General features: G+C 73.0%; 17 protein-coding genes. 8 read left to right on the forward strand and 9 right to left on the reverse strand.

The window, feature by feature from the left end; translation table 11 throughout:
* The 5 genes from BU204_RS39765 to BU204_RS36720 all read right to left on the reverse strand — a co-directional run.
* Window positions 1-1022: PPE domain-containing protein (locus tag BU204_RS39765; protein ID WP_075130399.1), on the reverse strand; the 1022-nt coding region annotated here is incomplete at its 3' end.
* Window positions 1023-1074: 52 nt separating this feature from the next.
* Window positions 1075-1386 carry a hypothetical protein gene (locus tag BU204_RS36705; protein WP_083661967.1) on the reverse strand — a complete coding sequence of 104 codons (312 nt, stop codon included), beginning with the start codon at window positions 1384-1386 and terminating at the stop codon, window positions 1075-1077.
* 206 nt (window positions 1387-1592) lie between these two features.
* Entirely contained in the window at window positions 1593-1994 is a 402-nt protein-coding gene (locus BU204_RS36710) for a DUF1707 SHOCT-like domain-containing protein (RefSeq protein ID WP_075130400.1), read from the reverse strand.
* Window positions 1995-2058: 64 nt separating this feature from the next.
* Complete coding sequence (locus BU204_RS36715; protein ID WP_075130401.1) at window positions 2059-2505, reverse strand: DUF1707 SHOCT-like domain-containing protein; 447 nt, start codon at window positions 2503-2505, stop codon at window positions 2059-2061.
* Window positions 2506-2523: 18 nt separating this feature from the next.
* Entirely contained in the window at window positions 2524-4290 is a 1767-nt protein-coding gene (locus BU204_RS36720; protein WP_075130402.1) for an acetyl/propionyl/methylcrotonyl-CoA carboxylase subunit alpha, read from the reverse strand.
* A gap of 119 nt (window positions 4291-4409) precedes the next feature.
* On the opposite strand from BU204_RS36720, the gene BU204_RS36725 reads away from it, so the two are divergent.
* Window positions 4410-5117, forward strand: coding sequence for a hypothetical protein (locus BU204_RS36725; RefSeq protein WP_083661969.1), 708 nt, complete (start codon window positions 4410-4412; stop codon window positions 5115-5117).
* Here the strand turns inward: BU204_RS36725 and BU204_RS36730 are convergent.
* The 4 genes from BU204_RS36730 to BU204_RS36745 are packed head-to-tail and all read right to left on the reverse strand — an operon-like array spanning window position 5114 to window position 9235.
* The gene (locus BU204_RS36730; protein ID WP_075130403.1) at window positions 5114-5734 is read right to left on the reverse strand and encodes a Maf family protein; all 621 of its coding nucleotides are present in this window, start codon (window positions 5732-5734) and stop codon (window positions 5114-5116) included. The two genes, BU204_RS36725 and BU204_RS36730, sit on opposite strands and share 4 nt — an antisense overlap.
* 9 nt (window positions 5735-5743) lie before the next feature.
* Window positions 5744-7354 carry an MFS transporter gene (locus tag BU204_RS36735; RefSeq protein ID WP_075130404.1) on the reverse strand — a complete coding sequence of 537 codons (1611 nt, stop codon included), beginning with the start codon at window positions 7352-7354 and terminating at the stop codon, window positions 5744-5746.
* 25 nt (window positions 7355-7379) lie between these two features.
* Window positions 7380-7601, reverse strand: coding sequence for an acyl-CoA carboxylase subunit epsilon (locus tag BU204_RS36740; RefSeq protein WP_075130405.1), 222 nt, complete (start codon window positions 7599-7601; stop codon window positions 7380-7382).
* A complete protein-coding gene (locus tag BU204_RS36745) occupies window positions 7598-9235 on the reverse strand; it encodes an acyl-CoA carboxylase subunit beta (RefSeq protein WP_075130406.1) in 1638 nt (545 codons plus the stop codon). The genes BU204_RS36740 and BU204_RS36745 overlap by 4 nt, the downstream gene beginning before the upstream one ends.
* Window positions 9236-9370: 135 nt before the next feature.
* Between BU204_RS36745 and BU204_RS36750 the strand changes: the two genes are divergently transcribed.
* The 7 genes from BU204_RS36750 to BU204_RS42120 form a co-directional block, all read left to right on the forward strand.
* Window positions 9371-10216 (forward strand): biotin--[acetyl-CoA-carboxylase] ligase, encoded by an 846-nt coding sequence (locus BU204_RS36750; RefSeq protein WP_075130407.1) that lies wholly within the window; start codon window positions 9371-9373, stop codon window positions 10214-10216.
* An 89-nt stretch (window positions 10217-10305) separates the two neighbouring features.
* Window positions 10306-10860: a PH domain-containing protein gene (locus BU204_RS36755; RefSeq protein WP_075130408.1), complete on the forward strand. Its 555-nt coding sequence runs from the start codon at window positions 10306-10308 to the stop codon at window positions 10858-10860.
* Window positions 10857-11798 (forward strand): hydroxymethylglutaryl-CoA lyase, encoded by a 942-nt coding sequence (locus BU204_RS36760; protein WP_075130409.1) that lies wholly within the window; start codon window positions 10857-10859, stop codon window positions 11796-11798. The genes BU204_RS36755 and BU204_RS36760 overlap by 4 nt, the downstream gene beginning before the upstream one ends.
* Before the next feature lies 1 nt (window position 11799).
* Entirely contained in the window at window positions 11800-12402 is a 603-nt protein-coding gene (locus BU204_RS36765; RefSeq protein WP_075130410.1) for an adenosylcobinamide amidohydrolase, read from the forward strand.
* An 86-nt stretch (window positions 12403-12488) separates the two neighbouring features.
* Entirely contained in the window at window positions 12489-12929 is a 441-nt protein-coding gene (locus BU204_RS36770; protein WP_075130411.1) for a YbaB/EbfC family nucleoid-associated protein, read from the forward strand.
* Complete coding sequence (locus BU204_RS36775) at window positions 12926-13249, forward strand: WXG100 family type VII secretion target (RefSeq protein ID WP_075130412.1); 324 nt, start codon at window positions 12926-12928, stop codon at window positions 13247-13249. Before BU204_RS36770 ends, BU204_RS36775 begins: the two co-directional genes overlap by 4 nt.
* A 2-nt stretch (window positions 13250-13251) precedes the next feature.
* The coding region (locus BU204_RS42120) for a WXG100 family type VII secretion target (RefSeq protein WP_408608082.1) at window positions 13252-14583 on the forward strand (1332 nt) is incomplete at its 3' end.

The following is a 14583-nucleotide window of genomic DNA, read 5'->3' on the forward strand; positions in this document are numbered from 1 at the left end:
GGCAGCCCACCGAGGCCGGTCGCGCCGGCGCGGGGCGCGCCGCCGGAGGAACCGCCGGTGCCGGGGTTCGCCGCCCCGACGCTGCCGCCGCTCGCGTTGGGGCCCGCGGACCGGCCCGAGGAACGCCGGTACTCGTCGTCGTCCTGGCCGGCGCCGAACCGCGCGCCGAGGGCCGGGCCGCTCAGTCCGCCCGAAGGGCCGCCGGGTCCGCCGGGTCCGGCCGGTCCTCCGGCCGAGACGGGCGAGCCCGAGGCGCGGCCGGGGGAGCCGAACCACTGTGCCGAGGAGCCATTGGTCCCCGCCGACCAACCGCCGCCGCCGCCACCGCCACCACCGCCCCAGCCGCCGCCGTGCTGCCAGGACGAGTGCCCGCCGTGGTGCTGCTGCCCGCCCTTGGGCCAGCCGGCGACCGAGGACGGATTGGTTTCGTGGTGCGCCATGCCGCCGCCGTGGTGCATCTCGTCACGCTGGACGAGCGGCGGTGGCGCCTCGAAGTGCGCCATGGCCGCGGTGTTGGTGTTGGTGTTGGCCTCGTAGGCTGCCATCACCTCGAAGGCGCGCTCCTCGGCCGAGGCGGCCGCCGCCTCGGCGGCCTCGAGGTCGGCTTGGGCCTGTGCGATCTGCACGGCGGGCGCGACGGTGGGGTCGGGCTGGGTCGTCGGCACGTCCTCCGGTGCCGGCATGTCCGCCCGCGCCTTGGCGATGTGCTCGGCCTGGTTCTCCACCGCGGTGCGCATCGCGGCGGCGTCGGTGCTGGTGTGCGTGGCCCAGGACGCGGTGACCGACAGCCGGTCGTAGGCGCGTCCGGCCGCCTTGCCGGCCCACCTCGCGCTCGAGGCCGTGAGCGCCTTCTGCAGGTCCTGGCCGATGTCGTTCAGGTTGGAGGAGATCTCGGCCCACCGCCGCGAGGGCTCGGCCGACGCCGTCGCGCCGGGGCCCTGGTGCAACAGCAGGTAGAGCTCCTTGTGCGTGTGTCCGCGCCACCGCGCCCCGTCGCCGGGCTGCTGGGTCGGTTGAGTCACTGAAGCGCCCCTTGTGTGTTCGTTCCGCCTCTGGAGTTCCCCAGTAGGGGTGTCAGCCGCCGTCCCCACCGCGGTTGACACCCGCGCGTCCATCGCCGTCGATCTCGCGGTACTGCTGTGCGGTCCGGTCCAGGTTGCGCACGGCCACGTCCAGCTGCGTCCGGTAGGCGCGGAGGGCCTCCACCGCCGAGCGGGAGCTGTCCACAGAGTGCTCGTTGAACGTGGTCGTCGCGCCCAGGCTCACCGGGTCCTGCGCCCACGAGGAGACGCGGAGCTCCTTCTCGGCGAGCTCGAGCTGCTTGTCCACCTTGGCCAGGGCGTCGACGAACGCACTGCGCAGCATCGGCACAGCGTCCGGGTCCACCTGGAGAACGCTGCTCCGCCCGTCAGGCCCACGGTTACCTGGCGCCACTCCGCCTCCCAACCAGAATTCGCACAGTCCTGACGAGCCTATCCGCCGTGGACGCTCGGATACGACGGTTCCGACCAATTTGTGAGATCTTTTTCAGAGTGTGACAAGGTCGGGTTCACCCAACAACCTCCGAATGGACCGACCGGCGGGTCGGTTTGTCACCGGCGGTGATGGTGGCCCCAGCGTCCGCTCTGCACCATGAAGAAGATGAACGGCAGCATGAAGAAGAAGAACGGGACCTTGAGCACGATCGTCAGACCGATGAGCAGGACGATCCCCAACACCGGGACCAGCGGCGTGAGCTGCCGGCTGACCTGTGCCCTGCGGGGCCGCACGACCGCCGGCGGGTTGGGCTGACCGAACGCCGGGCGCGGCTCCGGGAGATCGTCGAAGAGGGCGAGCACGTCGGCGCGGGTCTTCGCGGTCGCCACCTTCGCGGTCCGCTCGCCGTACTCCTCGATGTCCAGCCGGCCCTCGCTCATGTGCTGACCGAGCTTGCCCAGCGCGTCCTCGCGCTCGGTGTCGCTCACCCGGATGTTGCCCCGCTGGTACTCGGTCACATCTCGATGGTACGTCCGTCCCGCCGCCCCGGGCGGTGCCGCAGGTCCCGAGCTGAGGAGGCTCTCAGCCCGCGTGATCCTCCGTTTCCGGGCGCGGCGGCATCAACGCGACACCGAGCACCAGCGACACCACCGCCAGCCCGACCACCAGGACCAAGGTCCACCACAGCCCGGCCACCGCGGTCGCCACGATCGCCGCCGGCAGCCCGACGAGCAGGCTGAGCACCCCGATCACGTCCAGCACGCGGGTGGCCCTGGTGGCCGCCCGACCGCCCGGCCACTCCGGGTACACCCGGCGCTGCCGCCGCGGCGCGACCGCGGCGCTCAGGTCGGGGTGCGGTGCCGGCAGATCCTCGAACAGGATCTCGAGCTCTGGGCGTACCCGCGCCTCGGTCGCCAGCCGTCGGCGCAGCTCGTACTCGGTGCGGGACAGGCGCCCGCTGGCGTGGTGCGCCTCGAGCGCGGTGAGCGCCTCCGCGCGCTCGGCCGAGCTGACCCGAATCTCCGCCAAGCGCCCTCCAGGAAACGCTCAGTCCTTGATCTCGCAGAGCACAGCACCCTGGCTCACGGTCTCGCCCGCGGCCACCGCCAGACCCGTGACAGTCCCGGACTTGTGGGCCGTCACCGGATTCTCCATCTTCATCGCCTCGAGCACCACGATCAGTTCGCCGGACTCGACCTGCTGCCCGTCCTCGACGGCGATCTTGACGATCGTGCCCTGCATGGGCGCGGGGACCGCGTCCCCGGATGCCCCGGCGGTCTTGCCCGCCGCACGCTTGCGGGGCTTGGCCGACTTCGCCGCGCCGCCCTGGCCGCCGCCAAGCGCGAGCCCGCCAGGCAGCGACACCTCCAGTCGGCGGCCGCCGACCTCCACGACCAGCGTCTGCCGCGGCTCCTCCGCCGCCGCCTCCTCGCCGCTGCCGAACGGCACGATCGTGTTGTCGAACTCGGTCTCGATCCAGCGGGTGTGCACCGAGAAGGACTCGCCGTCGCCGACGAACGCCTCGTCGCGCACGATCAGCCGGTGGAACGGCAGGACGGTTGCCATGCCCTCGACCACCATCTCGTCCAGCGCCCGGCGGGACCGCTCGAGGGCCTGGGTCCGGTCCTCCCCGGTGACGATCACCTTGGCCAGCAGCGAGTCGAACTGCCCGCCGATGGCGGTGCCGGACTCGACGCCGGTGTCCACGCGGACGCCAGGGCCGTCCGGCGCGACGAAGCGGGTGACCACGCCCGGCGCCGGCAGGAAGTTCCGGCCTGCGTCCTCGCCGTTGATCCGGAACTCGATGGAGTGCCCGCGCGGGGTCGGGTCGGCGTCGAACCGCAGCGTCTCCCCGGCCGCGATGCGGAACTGCTCGCGCACCAGGTCGACGCCCGCGGTCTCCTCGGAGACCGGGTGCTCGACCTGCAGGCGCGTGTTCACCTCGAGGAAGGAGATGGTCCCGTCCAGGCCGACCAGGTACTCGACCGTGCCGGCCCCGGAGTAGCCGGCCGCCTTGCAGATCGCCTTGGCCGAGGAGTGGATCTGGGCACGCTGCTCCTCGGTGAGGAACGGGGCCGGGGCCTCCTCGACCAGCTTCTGGTGGCGGCGCTGCAGCGAGCAGTCACGGGTGCCGACGACGACGACGTTGCCGTGCTTGTCGGCCAGCACCTGCGCCTCGACGTGGCGCGGCTTGTCCAGGTAGCGCTCGACGAAGCACTCGCCCCGGCCGAAGGCGGCCACGGCCTCGCGCACCGCGGAGTCGAACAGGTGCGGGATCTCCTCCTTGGTGCGGGCGACCTTCAGCCCGCGCCCGCCGCCGCCGAAGGCGGCTTTGATGGCGACCGGCAGCCCGTGCTCCTCGGCGAACGCGACGACCTCGTCCGGACCGTTCACCGGGTCCTTGGTGCCGGGCACCAGCGGGGCGCCGGCACGCATCGCGATGTGCCGGGCGGTCACCTTGTCGCCCAGGTCGCGGATGGCCTGCGGGTCCGGACCGACCCAGGTCAGCCCGGCGTCGATGACGGCCCGGGCGAAGTCGGCGTTCTCGGACAGGAAGCCGTAGCCGGGGTGGACCGCGTCGGCTCCCGACCGGCGCGCCACCTCGATCAGCTTGCCGATGTCGAGGTAGCTCTCGGCCGCCGTGCTGCCGCCGAGCGCGAACGCCTCGTCGGCCATGCGCGCGAACACCGCGTCCCTGTCCGGGTCGGCGTACACCGCGACACTGGCCAGCCCAGCGTCCTTGCACGCCCGGATGACCCGCACGGCGATCTCGCCGCGGTTGGCGACCAGGACCTTGCTGAGTTGCTCGGGCACGCCCTTCTCCTCTTCGCTTGCGAAGACGCTGCACACTGGGTACCCGGGGAGTCTACGGATGCTGACCAGCACATCGCCCAGAGTGTGGGTCACCGTTAGCGGGAAGGAGAGGATGCGGGTTGGCGGGCAAGAGCCGCAGGCCGTGGGCGTTGGTCGGGACAGCCGTGCTGGCCGCGCTGGTGGCCGCCGGTGCGCTGGTCGGCGCGAGGATGGTGAGCGAGCAGCCGACCGCGGCACAGCCGACGGTGGCCCGCTCCTCCCAGCCGGCTCCGGTCGGGGTTCGCGGGTGCCGGATCGAGCCCTGTGCGGTGCTGGCCTCCGCGGCCGTCGCCGGAACGAGCGTGGAGCTGCTGGCCGACGCCGGGGCGCGGTCGGGCCGGCTGCGCATCGGCGGCCCCTCCTCCGGCACGGTCATCGAGACGACCGTGACCGACCTCGGCGTCACGCTGACCCGCTCGTCCCTGACCTGCCTGGCCAGGGCGCTCTCGGCGTGCCTGGTGCTCGGCGAGTACCAGGGCGGCACGGCGGGCCAGGTCGTGGTCGGCCGGTCGGGGCACTGGAGCTCGCTGGCCAAGCCGTTCGTCTCCGATGCCGGGTACCTCGCCCTGGCCGAGGTCACCGGGCGGCTGAGCGGACCGGAGGTCGTCGCCGTCCAGCACGAATGCGACCGCACGGCGGACAGCGGGTGTGCCGACGCGCCGGTGTTCGCGCAGGTCTTCGCGACGACCGGGGTGGAGGTCCAGTGCACCCGGCGCTACCCGAGCCTGGAGGCGATGCCCGGCTACCCGTCTGTCACCCTCGCCGACCCCGACCTCTCGCCCTGCTAGCGCTGCCAGAGTTCCACGACCGAGACGCCGACCTCGACCAGCAGGCGCCGGGTGAGCGGCAGGCTCAGCCCGATCACGCTCGACGGGTCGCCGTCGATGCCGTCCACGAACCAGCCGCCGTAGCCGTCGAGGGTGAAGCCGCCGGCCACCGCCATCGGCTCGCCGGTGGCGATGTAGGCCTCGATCTCGGCTGGGCTCGGCAGGCCGAACCGGATCGTGGTGCTGGCGGTGCCGGAGGCGATCGCGCCGACGACGCCGCCCTGGATGCGCAGTACGGAGTGGCCGGTGAGCAGCACGCCCGTTCCGCCGGCCATCGTCGTCCACCGCTCGCGGGCCACCTCGGGCGTGCCCGGCTTGCCGACCAGCAGGCCGTCGTGGGCGAGCATCGAGTCGCAGCCGATCACGACGGAGTCCGGGAACTGGTGGGCGACGGCCGCGGCCACCGTCTGCGCCTTGGCCTCGGCGAGCGTGACGACGACGACCTCCGGGCTCGCCTCGGGCAGCGAGTCGACGATCGCCTCCTCGTTGACGCCGGAGATGAACTGATGGGGCTCGACCCCCGCCCCACGCAGGACGTTGAGGCGGGCAGGGGACTCTGAGGCGAGAACCAGTTGCACGGGCGGAGACTAGCCGACGGGTTCGGTGAAGCGGCTCTTCCGCGGCAGGCGGATTCCGCTCGCGGCGATGACGCCCAGCACGAGTACCGCGATCGGAAGCACCAGGCTGGCCTTCGCGGCGGTGGTGAAGCCGGCGTGGAAGACGTCGGTGACGATCCGCCGAACCAGGTCGGCGGTGTCCGGGTCGAGGTCCGCCGGCACCGGCGGGGTCGTCGTGTCGAACTGGCTGGCGGTGTTCGCCGCCTCGGTGACCCGCGCCACGAACTCCTCCCGGAACCGGGGCGGCAGCCGCTCGGCGTACCCGCGCGCGGCGTCCGGGACCGCGAGGGCCACCCCGACCTGCAACAGCATCCCGACCGCCGCGCTGCCGAGCACTCCACCGACCTGCCGGGAGGTGTTGAACACCCCCGAGGCGGCGCCGGCCAGGTCCGCCGGCAACCGGGCGGTGGCCACCGCGGTCAGCGGGGAGAACACGCAGCCGATGCCGACCCCGGCCACCACCAGCCACGGGACCAGCGACCACGGTTCGGCCTCCGGTTCGGCCTGCCAGGCCAGCACGGCCGTGGCGGCACCCAGCGTGAGCAGCCCGCCGATGATCAGCGGTCGGGCTCCGACCCTGGTCCAGCTCGCGCCGGCGGCCATCGCGGTGACGCCGGCGGCCGCGGCCATCGGCAGCGCGAGCACGCTCGAGCTCACCGGGCTCAGCCCGAGCACCGTCTGCAGGTAGAGCACCAGCGGCAGGAACATCCCGGTCATGGCGAAGCCGAGCGCGGCATGGGTGAGGTTCGCCGCGCCGAACGTGCCGTCGCCGAGCAGGCCCGGTGGGACCAGGGGCTCGACGCCCGACGGCGGGCGGTCAGCGCGCCGGAACCGCACCTGGCGCCAGGCGAACAGGCCGAGCAGGACCACCCCCAGCACCACCAGGTGGAGCACCTCGACCGGACCGGCCACCGTGCCCCAGTGGTAGTGCTGCCCGTTCTGGACCCCGAACACGAGCGCGAGCAGACCGGCCGAGCACAGCAGCGCGCCCAGCACGTCGAACCGGCGCCAGCCGCCCGGCCGCCAGTCCGGCAGCGCGACGAGCGCGACCACCAGGCTCACGACCCCGATCGGCAGGTTGACCAGGAAGATCCACTGCCAGCCGAGGTGCTCGACGAGCACCCCGCCCAGCACCGGCCCGGTGAGCGTGGCCACACCGGCGACCGCGCCCCACACGCTCACCGGCAGCCCGCGCTTGTCCGGCGGGAAGAGGCGGGTGATGAACGACAGCGTCTGCGGGGTCATCGCCGCGGCGCCAAGGCCCTGCACGGCACGCGCCGCGATGAGCATCCCGGCGGAGGTCGCGAGTCCGCTCCAGACCGAGGCGGCGGTGAAGACCACCAGCCCGACGACCAGCACCCGCTTGGGTCCGAACCGGTCTCCGAGCCGCCCGGTGAGCAGCAGCGGAACGGTGTTGGCGAGCAGGTAGACGCTGTTGACCCAGACGACCTCGTTGAGGTTGGCGTCCAGCCCGTCGAGCATGGCCGGGATCGCCACGGTGACGACTGTCGAGTCGAGCATGATCATGAAGAAGCACGCGCAGAGACCCCACATGGCCGTCCACGGACCACGCATGATCATGACCCCACCAGCTCCGGACCCGCCGTCAGAACGTCGAGGCCCGCCACGCGCCGGGACCGTGCCGTACCGGGGGCCGGACCAGCGACGCGCGGTCGGACCAGCGCGACCGGGGGGCGTTCTCCGCCGGGCGCTCGTCCGGCTCGACGGTCAGCGCCGTGAACACGGCCACCACCGCCGCGAGCTCGTCGTCCGAGGGCTCCCCCCGCACCACGCGCAGGGTGGGCGGGTCCGCCTCCGCCGCGCTCACAGCGGGATGTTCCCGTGCTTCTTGGGCGGGAGGGCTTCCCGCTTGTCGCGTAGCAGCCGCAGTGCCCGGGCCACGTGGCCGCGGGTGTGGGAGGGCGGGATCACCGCATCCACGTAGCCGCGCTCGGCGGCCACGTACGGATTGCACAGGGTGTCCTCGTACTCCTGCTGCAACCGGGCCCGCAGCTCGTCGACGTCCTCGCCGTCCTCGACGGCGCGGGCGAGGGTCTTGCGGTGCACGATGTTGGCGGCTCCCTGGGCGCCCATGACCGCGATCTGGGCGGTCGGCCAGGCCAGGTTGAGGTCGGCGCCAAGGTGCTTGGAGCCCATCACGTCGTAGGCCCCGCCGTAGGCCTTGCGGGTGATCACGGTGACCAGCGGGACCGTGGCCTCGGCGTAGGCGTAGATCAGCTTCGCGCCGCGCCGGATGATGCCGTTCCACTCCTGGTCGGTCCCGGGCAGGAAGCCCGGCACGTCGACGAAGGTCAGTACCGGAACGTTGAACGCGTCACAGGTGCGCACGAACCGCGCCGCCTTCTCCGAGGCGTTGATGTCCAGGCAGCCGGCGAACTGGGTCGGCTGGTTGGCCACGATGCCGACCGCCGCGCCCTCCACCCGGCCGAACCCCACCAGCACGTTCGGCGCGAACATCGCGTGCACCTCGAGGAACTCGCCCTCGTCGACGACGCGGGTGATCACCTCGTGCATGTCGTAGGGCTGGTTGGGCGAGTCCGGGATCAGCTCGTCGAGCTCCCGGTCGGCGTCGGTGATCGAGTCGGCCACCGCACCCGTCTCGACGAACCCCTCGAACACGGGCGGGTCGGACATGTTGTTCGACGGCAGGAACGACAGCAGCTCCTTGACGTAGGAGATCGCGTCGTCCTCGTCGGCGGCCAGGTAGTGGGCGTTGCCGGACTTCGTGTTGTGCGCCCTGGCGCCGCCGAGCTCCTCGAAGCCGACGTCCTCGCCGGTGACCGTCTTGATCACGTCCGGGCCGGTGATGAACATGTGCGAGGTCTGGTCGACCATCACCACGAAGTCGGTCAACGCCGGGGAGTAGACGTGCCCGCCGGCGTTGGCACCCATGATCAGCGAAATCTGCGGGACGACGCCCGAGGCGCGGGTGTTGCGGTAGAAGATCTCCCCGTACAGGCCGAGCGAGACGACGCCCTCCTGGATGCGGGCGCCGCCGCCCTCGTTGATCCCGATGACCGGGCGCCCGGTCTTGATCGCGAGGTCCATCACCTTGACGATCTTCTCGCCGTAGACCTCGCCGAGCGCGCCGCCGAACACCGTGACGTCCTGGCTGAACACGCACACCGGCCGGCCGTCGACGGTGCCGTACCCGGTCACCACGCCGTCGCCGTAGGGCCGGTTGCGCTCGAGCCCGAAGTTGGTCGACCGGTGCCTCGCGAGCTCGTCGAGCTCGACGAACGACCCGGGGTCGAGCAGCATGTCGATCCGCTCGCGGGCCGTCTTCTTGCCCTTGGCGTGCTGCTTGGCCACGGCTCGCTCGGAGCCGGCGTGAACCGCCTCGTCGCTGCGCCGGTACAGGTCGGCGAGCTTGCCCGCCGTGGTGTGGATGTCCGGGTCGCCGGCGGGTGGCTCACCGAGGGGTGCGGTAGCGCTGCTCATGTCTCGTCCTCCGGATGGCGAGCCTAGGGCACCGGGACCGGCAGATGCCCGGTTGCTTCGATCACGCTCGCGTGGCGATCGACCCGCGGCTGTGCCCAGCCGGTCAGGCGGCCTGCGGGAGGTAGGTTGACCTGCATGGACACAGCTGGCGGCAAGTCGGACGACATCATCGACGTGTTGGCGCTCCGGGAGCGGTTGGTCGCGCCGAACGGGCCCTACACCGCGCTGGACCTGGTGGACTCGACCGGCTCCACCAACGCCGACCTGCTGGCCGCCGCCAAGGACGGCGCCGCGGACCGGACGGTGCTGATCGCCGACCGGCAGACCGCCGGACGCGGTCGCCGCGACCGGGAGTGGGTGTCGCCGGCCGGCGTCGGGATCTACCTCAGCGTGCTGATCCGCCCCGCCGCCGTCCCGGGCGCGCGGCTGGGCACCCTCGGCATGGTCGCGGGCCTCGCCCTGACCCACACCGCGGAGAAGGTCGCCGGGGTCGCCGCCAGGCTCAAGTGGCCCAACGACCTGCTGGTCGGGGACGCGAAGTGCGCCGGCATCCTGTCCGAGGTCGTCCCGGCCGGCGCGGCGCACGCCGCGGTGGTCGGCGTCGGGATCAACGTCCGGCCGCTGGGCGAGGACGTCCCCCCGGGCCCCGGCTCGCTCCCGGCGGGTTCGCTCGCCGAGCTCGGTGCGAGCACGACCGACCGGACCGCGATCGCGGAGGGCTGGCTGCGGGCCTTCGCCGACCTCGAGATCGTCTGGCGGCTGCACCGCGGGGACGTCGAGCGCAGCGGCGTGCTCACCGGCTACCGGGAGGCCTGCGGGACGATCGGGCAGCGGGTCCGCGCCGAGCTGCCGGACGGGTCGGCCCGGACCGGCGTCGCGGTCGACGTGGACGCCACCGGACGGTTGTCGATCAAGCTGGATGACGGCTCGGTCGAGACGGTGTCCGCCGGCGACGTGGTCCACCTGAGAAACGCGGCCTGACCTTTCGCCGTCCACCACCCCCGCGACCGCGTCGGCGCCGGTACGGTTGTCGCGTCACCACTTTGGCGAGGCGCTGACCGGAGGACGCCGTGCCCTACCCAGACGACCTGCTCAGCGACGGCGAGCGCGTCATTCTCCACAAGCACTCGCACTGGAAGATGCTGCTGCTGCCCTACCTCGTCCTCATCCTGACGCTGACGGCCGGGATCTGGCTCGCCGTGCTGGTGAAGGACGAGTCGTGGAGCACGGTCGCCTGGATCGCCATCGGAGCGGTCGCCCTGGTGATCCTCGCGTGGCTCTTCCTCGTGCCGTTCATCCGGTGGCGCACGACGCACTTCATCGTCACCACCGACCGCGTGATGGCCCGGGAGGGCGTGATCAACCGAACCGGCATCGACATCCCGCTGGGGCGCATCAACAGCGTCCGCTTCGAGCACGGGCTGGTCGACCGGATCTTCGGCTGTGGAACGTTGATCATCGAGTCGGCATCGCAGGAGCCGCTGGAGTTCGACGACATCCCCAACGTGGAGAAGGTGCACACGCTGCTGTACCGGGAGGTCAACGACAACCCGCACGACGACTTCGGCCGGGACTACGGGCCGGAGTACGGCCAGGAGTACGGCCAGGAGCAGCGTCGTCGATGACCGCGCGCGAAGTCGGCCTGCCCGCCGAGGTTCCGGCGGAGGGGCTGCCGGAGTCGGTCACGATCTGGGAGGTCGGGCCGCGGGACGGGTTGCAGAACGAGCAGGCGGTCGTGCCGGTCGAGGTCAAGCTGGAGCTGATCGACCGCCTCGCCGGCGCGGGGCTGACCACCATCGAGGCCACCAGCTTCGTCCATCCTCGCTGGGTGCCGCAGCTGGCAGACGCCGAGGCACTGCTGGCCGGCCTCACCCGGCGTGACGGGGTGCGCTACCCGGTGCTCGTGCCCAACGAGCGCGGCCTGGACCGCGCGCTCGCGGCCGGGGTCACCCACATCGCGATCTTCGCCAGCGCCACCGAGACCTTCGCCCGGCGCAACCTCAACCGGAGCCTCGACGAGCAGTTCGCGATGTTCGAGCCGGTCGTCGGCCGCGCGGTGGCCGAGGGCCTCGACGTGCGCGGGTACGTGTCGATGTGCTTCGGCGACCCGTGGGAGGGACGGGTCGACCCGTCGGCGGTCGTCGACGTCGGCCGGCGGCTGCTCGACATGGGCTGTTCCCAGCTCTCGCTCGGTGACACGATCGGCGTCGCCACCCCCGGTCAGGTCGACGCGCTGATCGACGCGTTCACGGCGGCCGGCACCCCGGTGTCGGCGCTCGCCGTGCACTTCCACGACACCTACGGCCAGGCGCTGGCCAACACGCTGGCCGCGCTCCGCAGGGGTGTCTCGACCGTGGACTCCTCGGCGGGTGGGCTTGGCGGCTGCCCGTACGCGGAGTCGGCCACCGGCAACCTCGCCACCGAGGACCTGGTCTGGATGCTCGACGGCCTCGGCGTATCGACCGGTGTCGACCTCGACGCGCTGGCCACCGCCAGCGCCTGGCTCGCCGACACCCTCGGCCGGCCGAGCCCATCCCGGGTTGTCCGCGCGCTGCGCGGCTGAGATGCGGCTCCCGGTCCCCGAACTGGCCCCCGGCCCGGTGCTCGTGTGGCGGCTGCCCGAGCCGATGCTGACGATCTCCTCCGGGGTCCTCGGCGGCGGGCTCGGCCCGCGTGAGTGGGTGGTCAACGCGACGGTGCCGCACACCTACGACCGGGACGACCCCGATGCCCACCTCGCCGAGATCGCCGCCTCGCTCGGTCTCTCCGGTGCGGGCACCGGCTTCCTCACAGCGGTCGACGTGCGTGCCGTCGTGCACCGGGAGGACTCCGGGGTGCACGCCGCGGTCACCACCGGGATCGGCGCGCATCCGACCTGGGCCGCGGCCCCCGCCGCCCGCGGACAACCGGTCGGCACGATCAACGCCGTCTGCTTCCTGCCGGTCCGGCTGTCACCGGCCGCGCTGGTCAACGCGGTGGCCACGGTGGCCGAGGCCAAGGCGCAGGCGTTGGGGGAGGCAGGGGTCCCCGGCACCGGCACGAGCACCGACGCGACAGCGGTGCTCTGCCCGGCCGAGGGAGAGGCGCAGCGCTACGGCGGCCCCCGCTCCCGGTACGGCGGGGCGCTCGCCCGCGCCGTGCACGCCTCGATCCTGGCCGCGCTGTAACGAAACGGAAGTCGGGGGAACCGGCCCGCGGCCACCCGCGTCCAAGCCAGGACCGACGACCATGCCTCACCCCGCGGGAGGTAGCCATGGCGGCCGAGCACCGAGCCCAGGTCGAGGAACTGCTGGCGGGGTACCGCCGCAGCCGAGAGCAACTCGGCAGCGTGCAGCGCACGCTCGCCGGCATCCAGAAGTCGGCGCGCAGTGAGGACGGCCTGGTCACGGCGACCGTCGATGCCCACGGGCAACTCGTCGGGCTGGTCATCGTCGAGTCCGCCTACCGCAGGCTGCGCCCGCACGAGCTCGCCCAGTGCATCGTCGAGCTGACCGCGGCAGCGGCCGTCGCGGCCGCCCGTGCGGCCGGCGAGGCGATCGCGCCCGTGCTGCCCCGCGACACCGATCCCGAGGCGTTGCTGCGCGGAACCGCGGATCTCACCGCCGAGGACCTTCAGCCGCGCGCCGCCGATGCCGTTGAGTCGGAGGAGACCTTCGAGGACCTGAGCTGGATGCGCACGGGGGGTAAGCGATGAACGACGGGTTCGAGGCCGATCCGACCCGCCTGAGGCAGCAGGCCGGCCGCTTCGACGACCTGGCCGGGCGCGTCGCCGAGATCCACCGCACGCTGGGCGAGTCGCTCGACTCCGCCGGGCCGTGCTGGGGCGGCGACGCCGTCGGCCAGAGCTTCGGCGCGGCACACGTCGCTCCCGCCGACTCCACGCTGACCCGGCTGGGCTCGCTGACCGAGCAGCTCGGCGGCGTCGGCACCCGGTTCGCGGCCACCGCCGACACCTACACCGGCACCGACGAGGCGGCCGAGGTGCGGCTGCTGGCGACCGAGCCGGACGCCTAGGCATGGGTATCGAACTGCCGCCGGAGCTCGCCGACGTCGCAGCGCAGGCCGGGGTGTCCTGGCCGCAGGCCGACGAGGAGGCCATGACCAGGTCCGCCCAGGCCTGGCGGGACGCGGCGACCAGCATGAACGCGGTGACCAGCGATGCCGACACCGCGGTCAGGGAGACCCTGACGTCGGTGCGCGGGGAGACCGGCACCGCCGCCGCGCAGCACTGGTCGTCGTTCGTCGAGCCGGACAACGGGCACCTCACCGCCACCGTCCGCGGCATGAACGAGGCAGCCGACCGCCTCGAGCACGCGGCGCAGCAGGTGGGCACGGCGAAGGTGGAGATCGTCCGCAACCTCGTCACCCTGGCGCAGAACACCGACGCCGCCCACGCCGCGGCCGCCGCCGGGCACCCGATGGCCCTGGCCGGGCTGGACACCGCGATCCGCGGCACCGGTGTGAACGTCGCCAACATCGAGTCCAACCTGGTCAATGCCGTGCAGCCGGGGTCGGGTGTGGACATGGCGGCGGTGACACCGCCGGTCAACGCCAACCCGGGGCCGCATGCCGGCCCCGTCCAGGACGTGACGGCCCTGGTCGCCGACACCACCAACCACGTGACGGACGTGGTGGGGCAGACCGGTCAGCAGGCGGACGCCGTCGGGCCGGATGCCGTCGGGCCGGGCGCCACCGACGGCACTCCCGTCGGCAGTGCTCCCGGCGGCGGCCCGGGGCAGGGCGGCAGCCTGGTCGGCGACGTGGTGCAGGGCGGGGTCGGTGTCGTCGACGACGTGGTGGCCGGCGGGCGCGACGTCGTGGGCGGCGTCGTGCCCGGCGGCCCCGGGGGCCCGGTCCACGGAGGAGACGGCGTCGTCGGCACCCTGCCGGTGGACGGCCAACCCCATCCCGGCGGCGGGCACGGCGTCACCGGCCCGCTACCCGTCGGTCCGGACGTGGTGCCCATCGACCAGCCGGGGGGCCGTCCCGGTCTTCCCGTCCCTGGTCTTCCCGTTCCCGGTGTTCCCGTCGGTGGGGCCGAGCCCGGGTGGATCGCCGACAACCGGCCGACGCCGCCCACCGGGACGACCGTCCAGGCCGGCTTCGACGTCGCGCCGGCCGGTCCGACCACCGTCCCGCCCGGCGCTCCCGCGATCCCCGGCGTCCCGGGCGGTCCCGTTCCCGGTGCCGGCCAGCCCGGCGCGCCCGGGCTCACGGGTGGGCCAGGTGTCGGCGGTGCTCCCGTCTTCGGTGGTCCGGGTGGCGGCGGAGGCGTGCCAGGCGCGGCGGTGCCCGGCGCAGGCGCCGCGGCCGGTGCCGCCCCCGGTGGCGCCCGCCCGGTCGACGCC

Origin of the sequence: Actinophytocola xanthii, assembly GCF_001921205.1 — a bacterium.
GTDB classification, from domain to species: Bacteria; Actinomycetota; Actinomycetes; order Mycobacteriales; family Pseudonocardiaceae; genus Actinophytocola; species Actinophytocola xanthii.

Coding starts and splice junctions, on each gene's coding strand:
- BU204_RS36745 (WP_075130406.1), bottom strand. CDS start 9,235: ATGAGCAGCGCTACCGCACCCCTCGGTGAGCCACCCGCCGGCGACCCG.
- BU204_RS36770 (WP_075130411.1), top strand. CDS start 12,489: ATGGCGGCCGAGCACCGAGCCCAGGTCGAGGAACTGCTGGCGGGGTAC.
- BU204_RS36750 (WP_075130407.1), top strand. CDS start 9,371: ATGGACACAGCTGGCGGCAAGTCGGACGACATCATCGACGTGTTGGCG.
- BU204_RS36735 (WP_075130404.1), bottom strand. CDS start 7,354: ATGATCATGCGTGGTCCGTGGACGGCCATGTGGGGTCTCTGCGCGTGC.
- BU204_RS36765 (WP_075130410.1), top strand. CDS start 11,800: ATGCGGCTCCCGGTCCCCGAACTGGCCCCCGGCCCGGTGCTCGTGTGG.
- BU204_RS36775 (WP_075130412.1), top strand. CDS start 12,926: ATGAACGACGGGTTCGAGGCCGATCCGACCCGCCTGAGGCAGCAGGCC.
- BU204_RS36760 (WP_075130409.1), top strand. CDS start 10,857: ATGACCGCGCGCGAAGTCGGCCTGCCCGCCGAGGTTCCGGCGGAGGGG.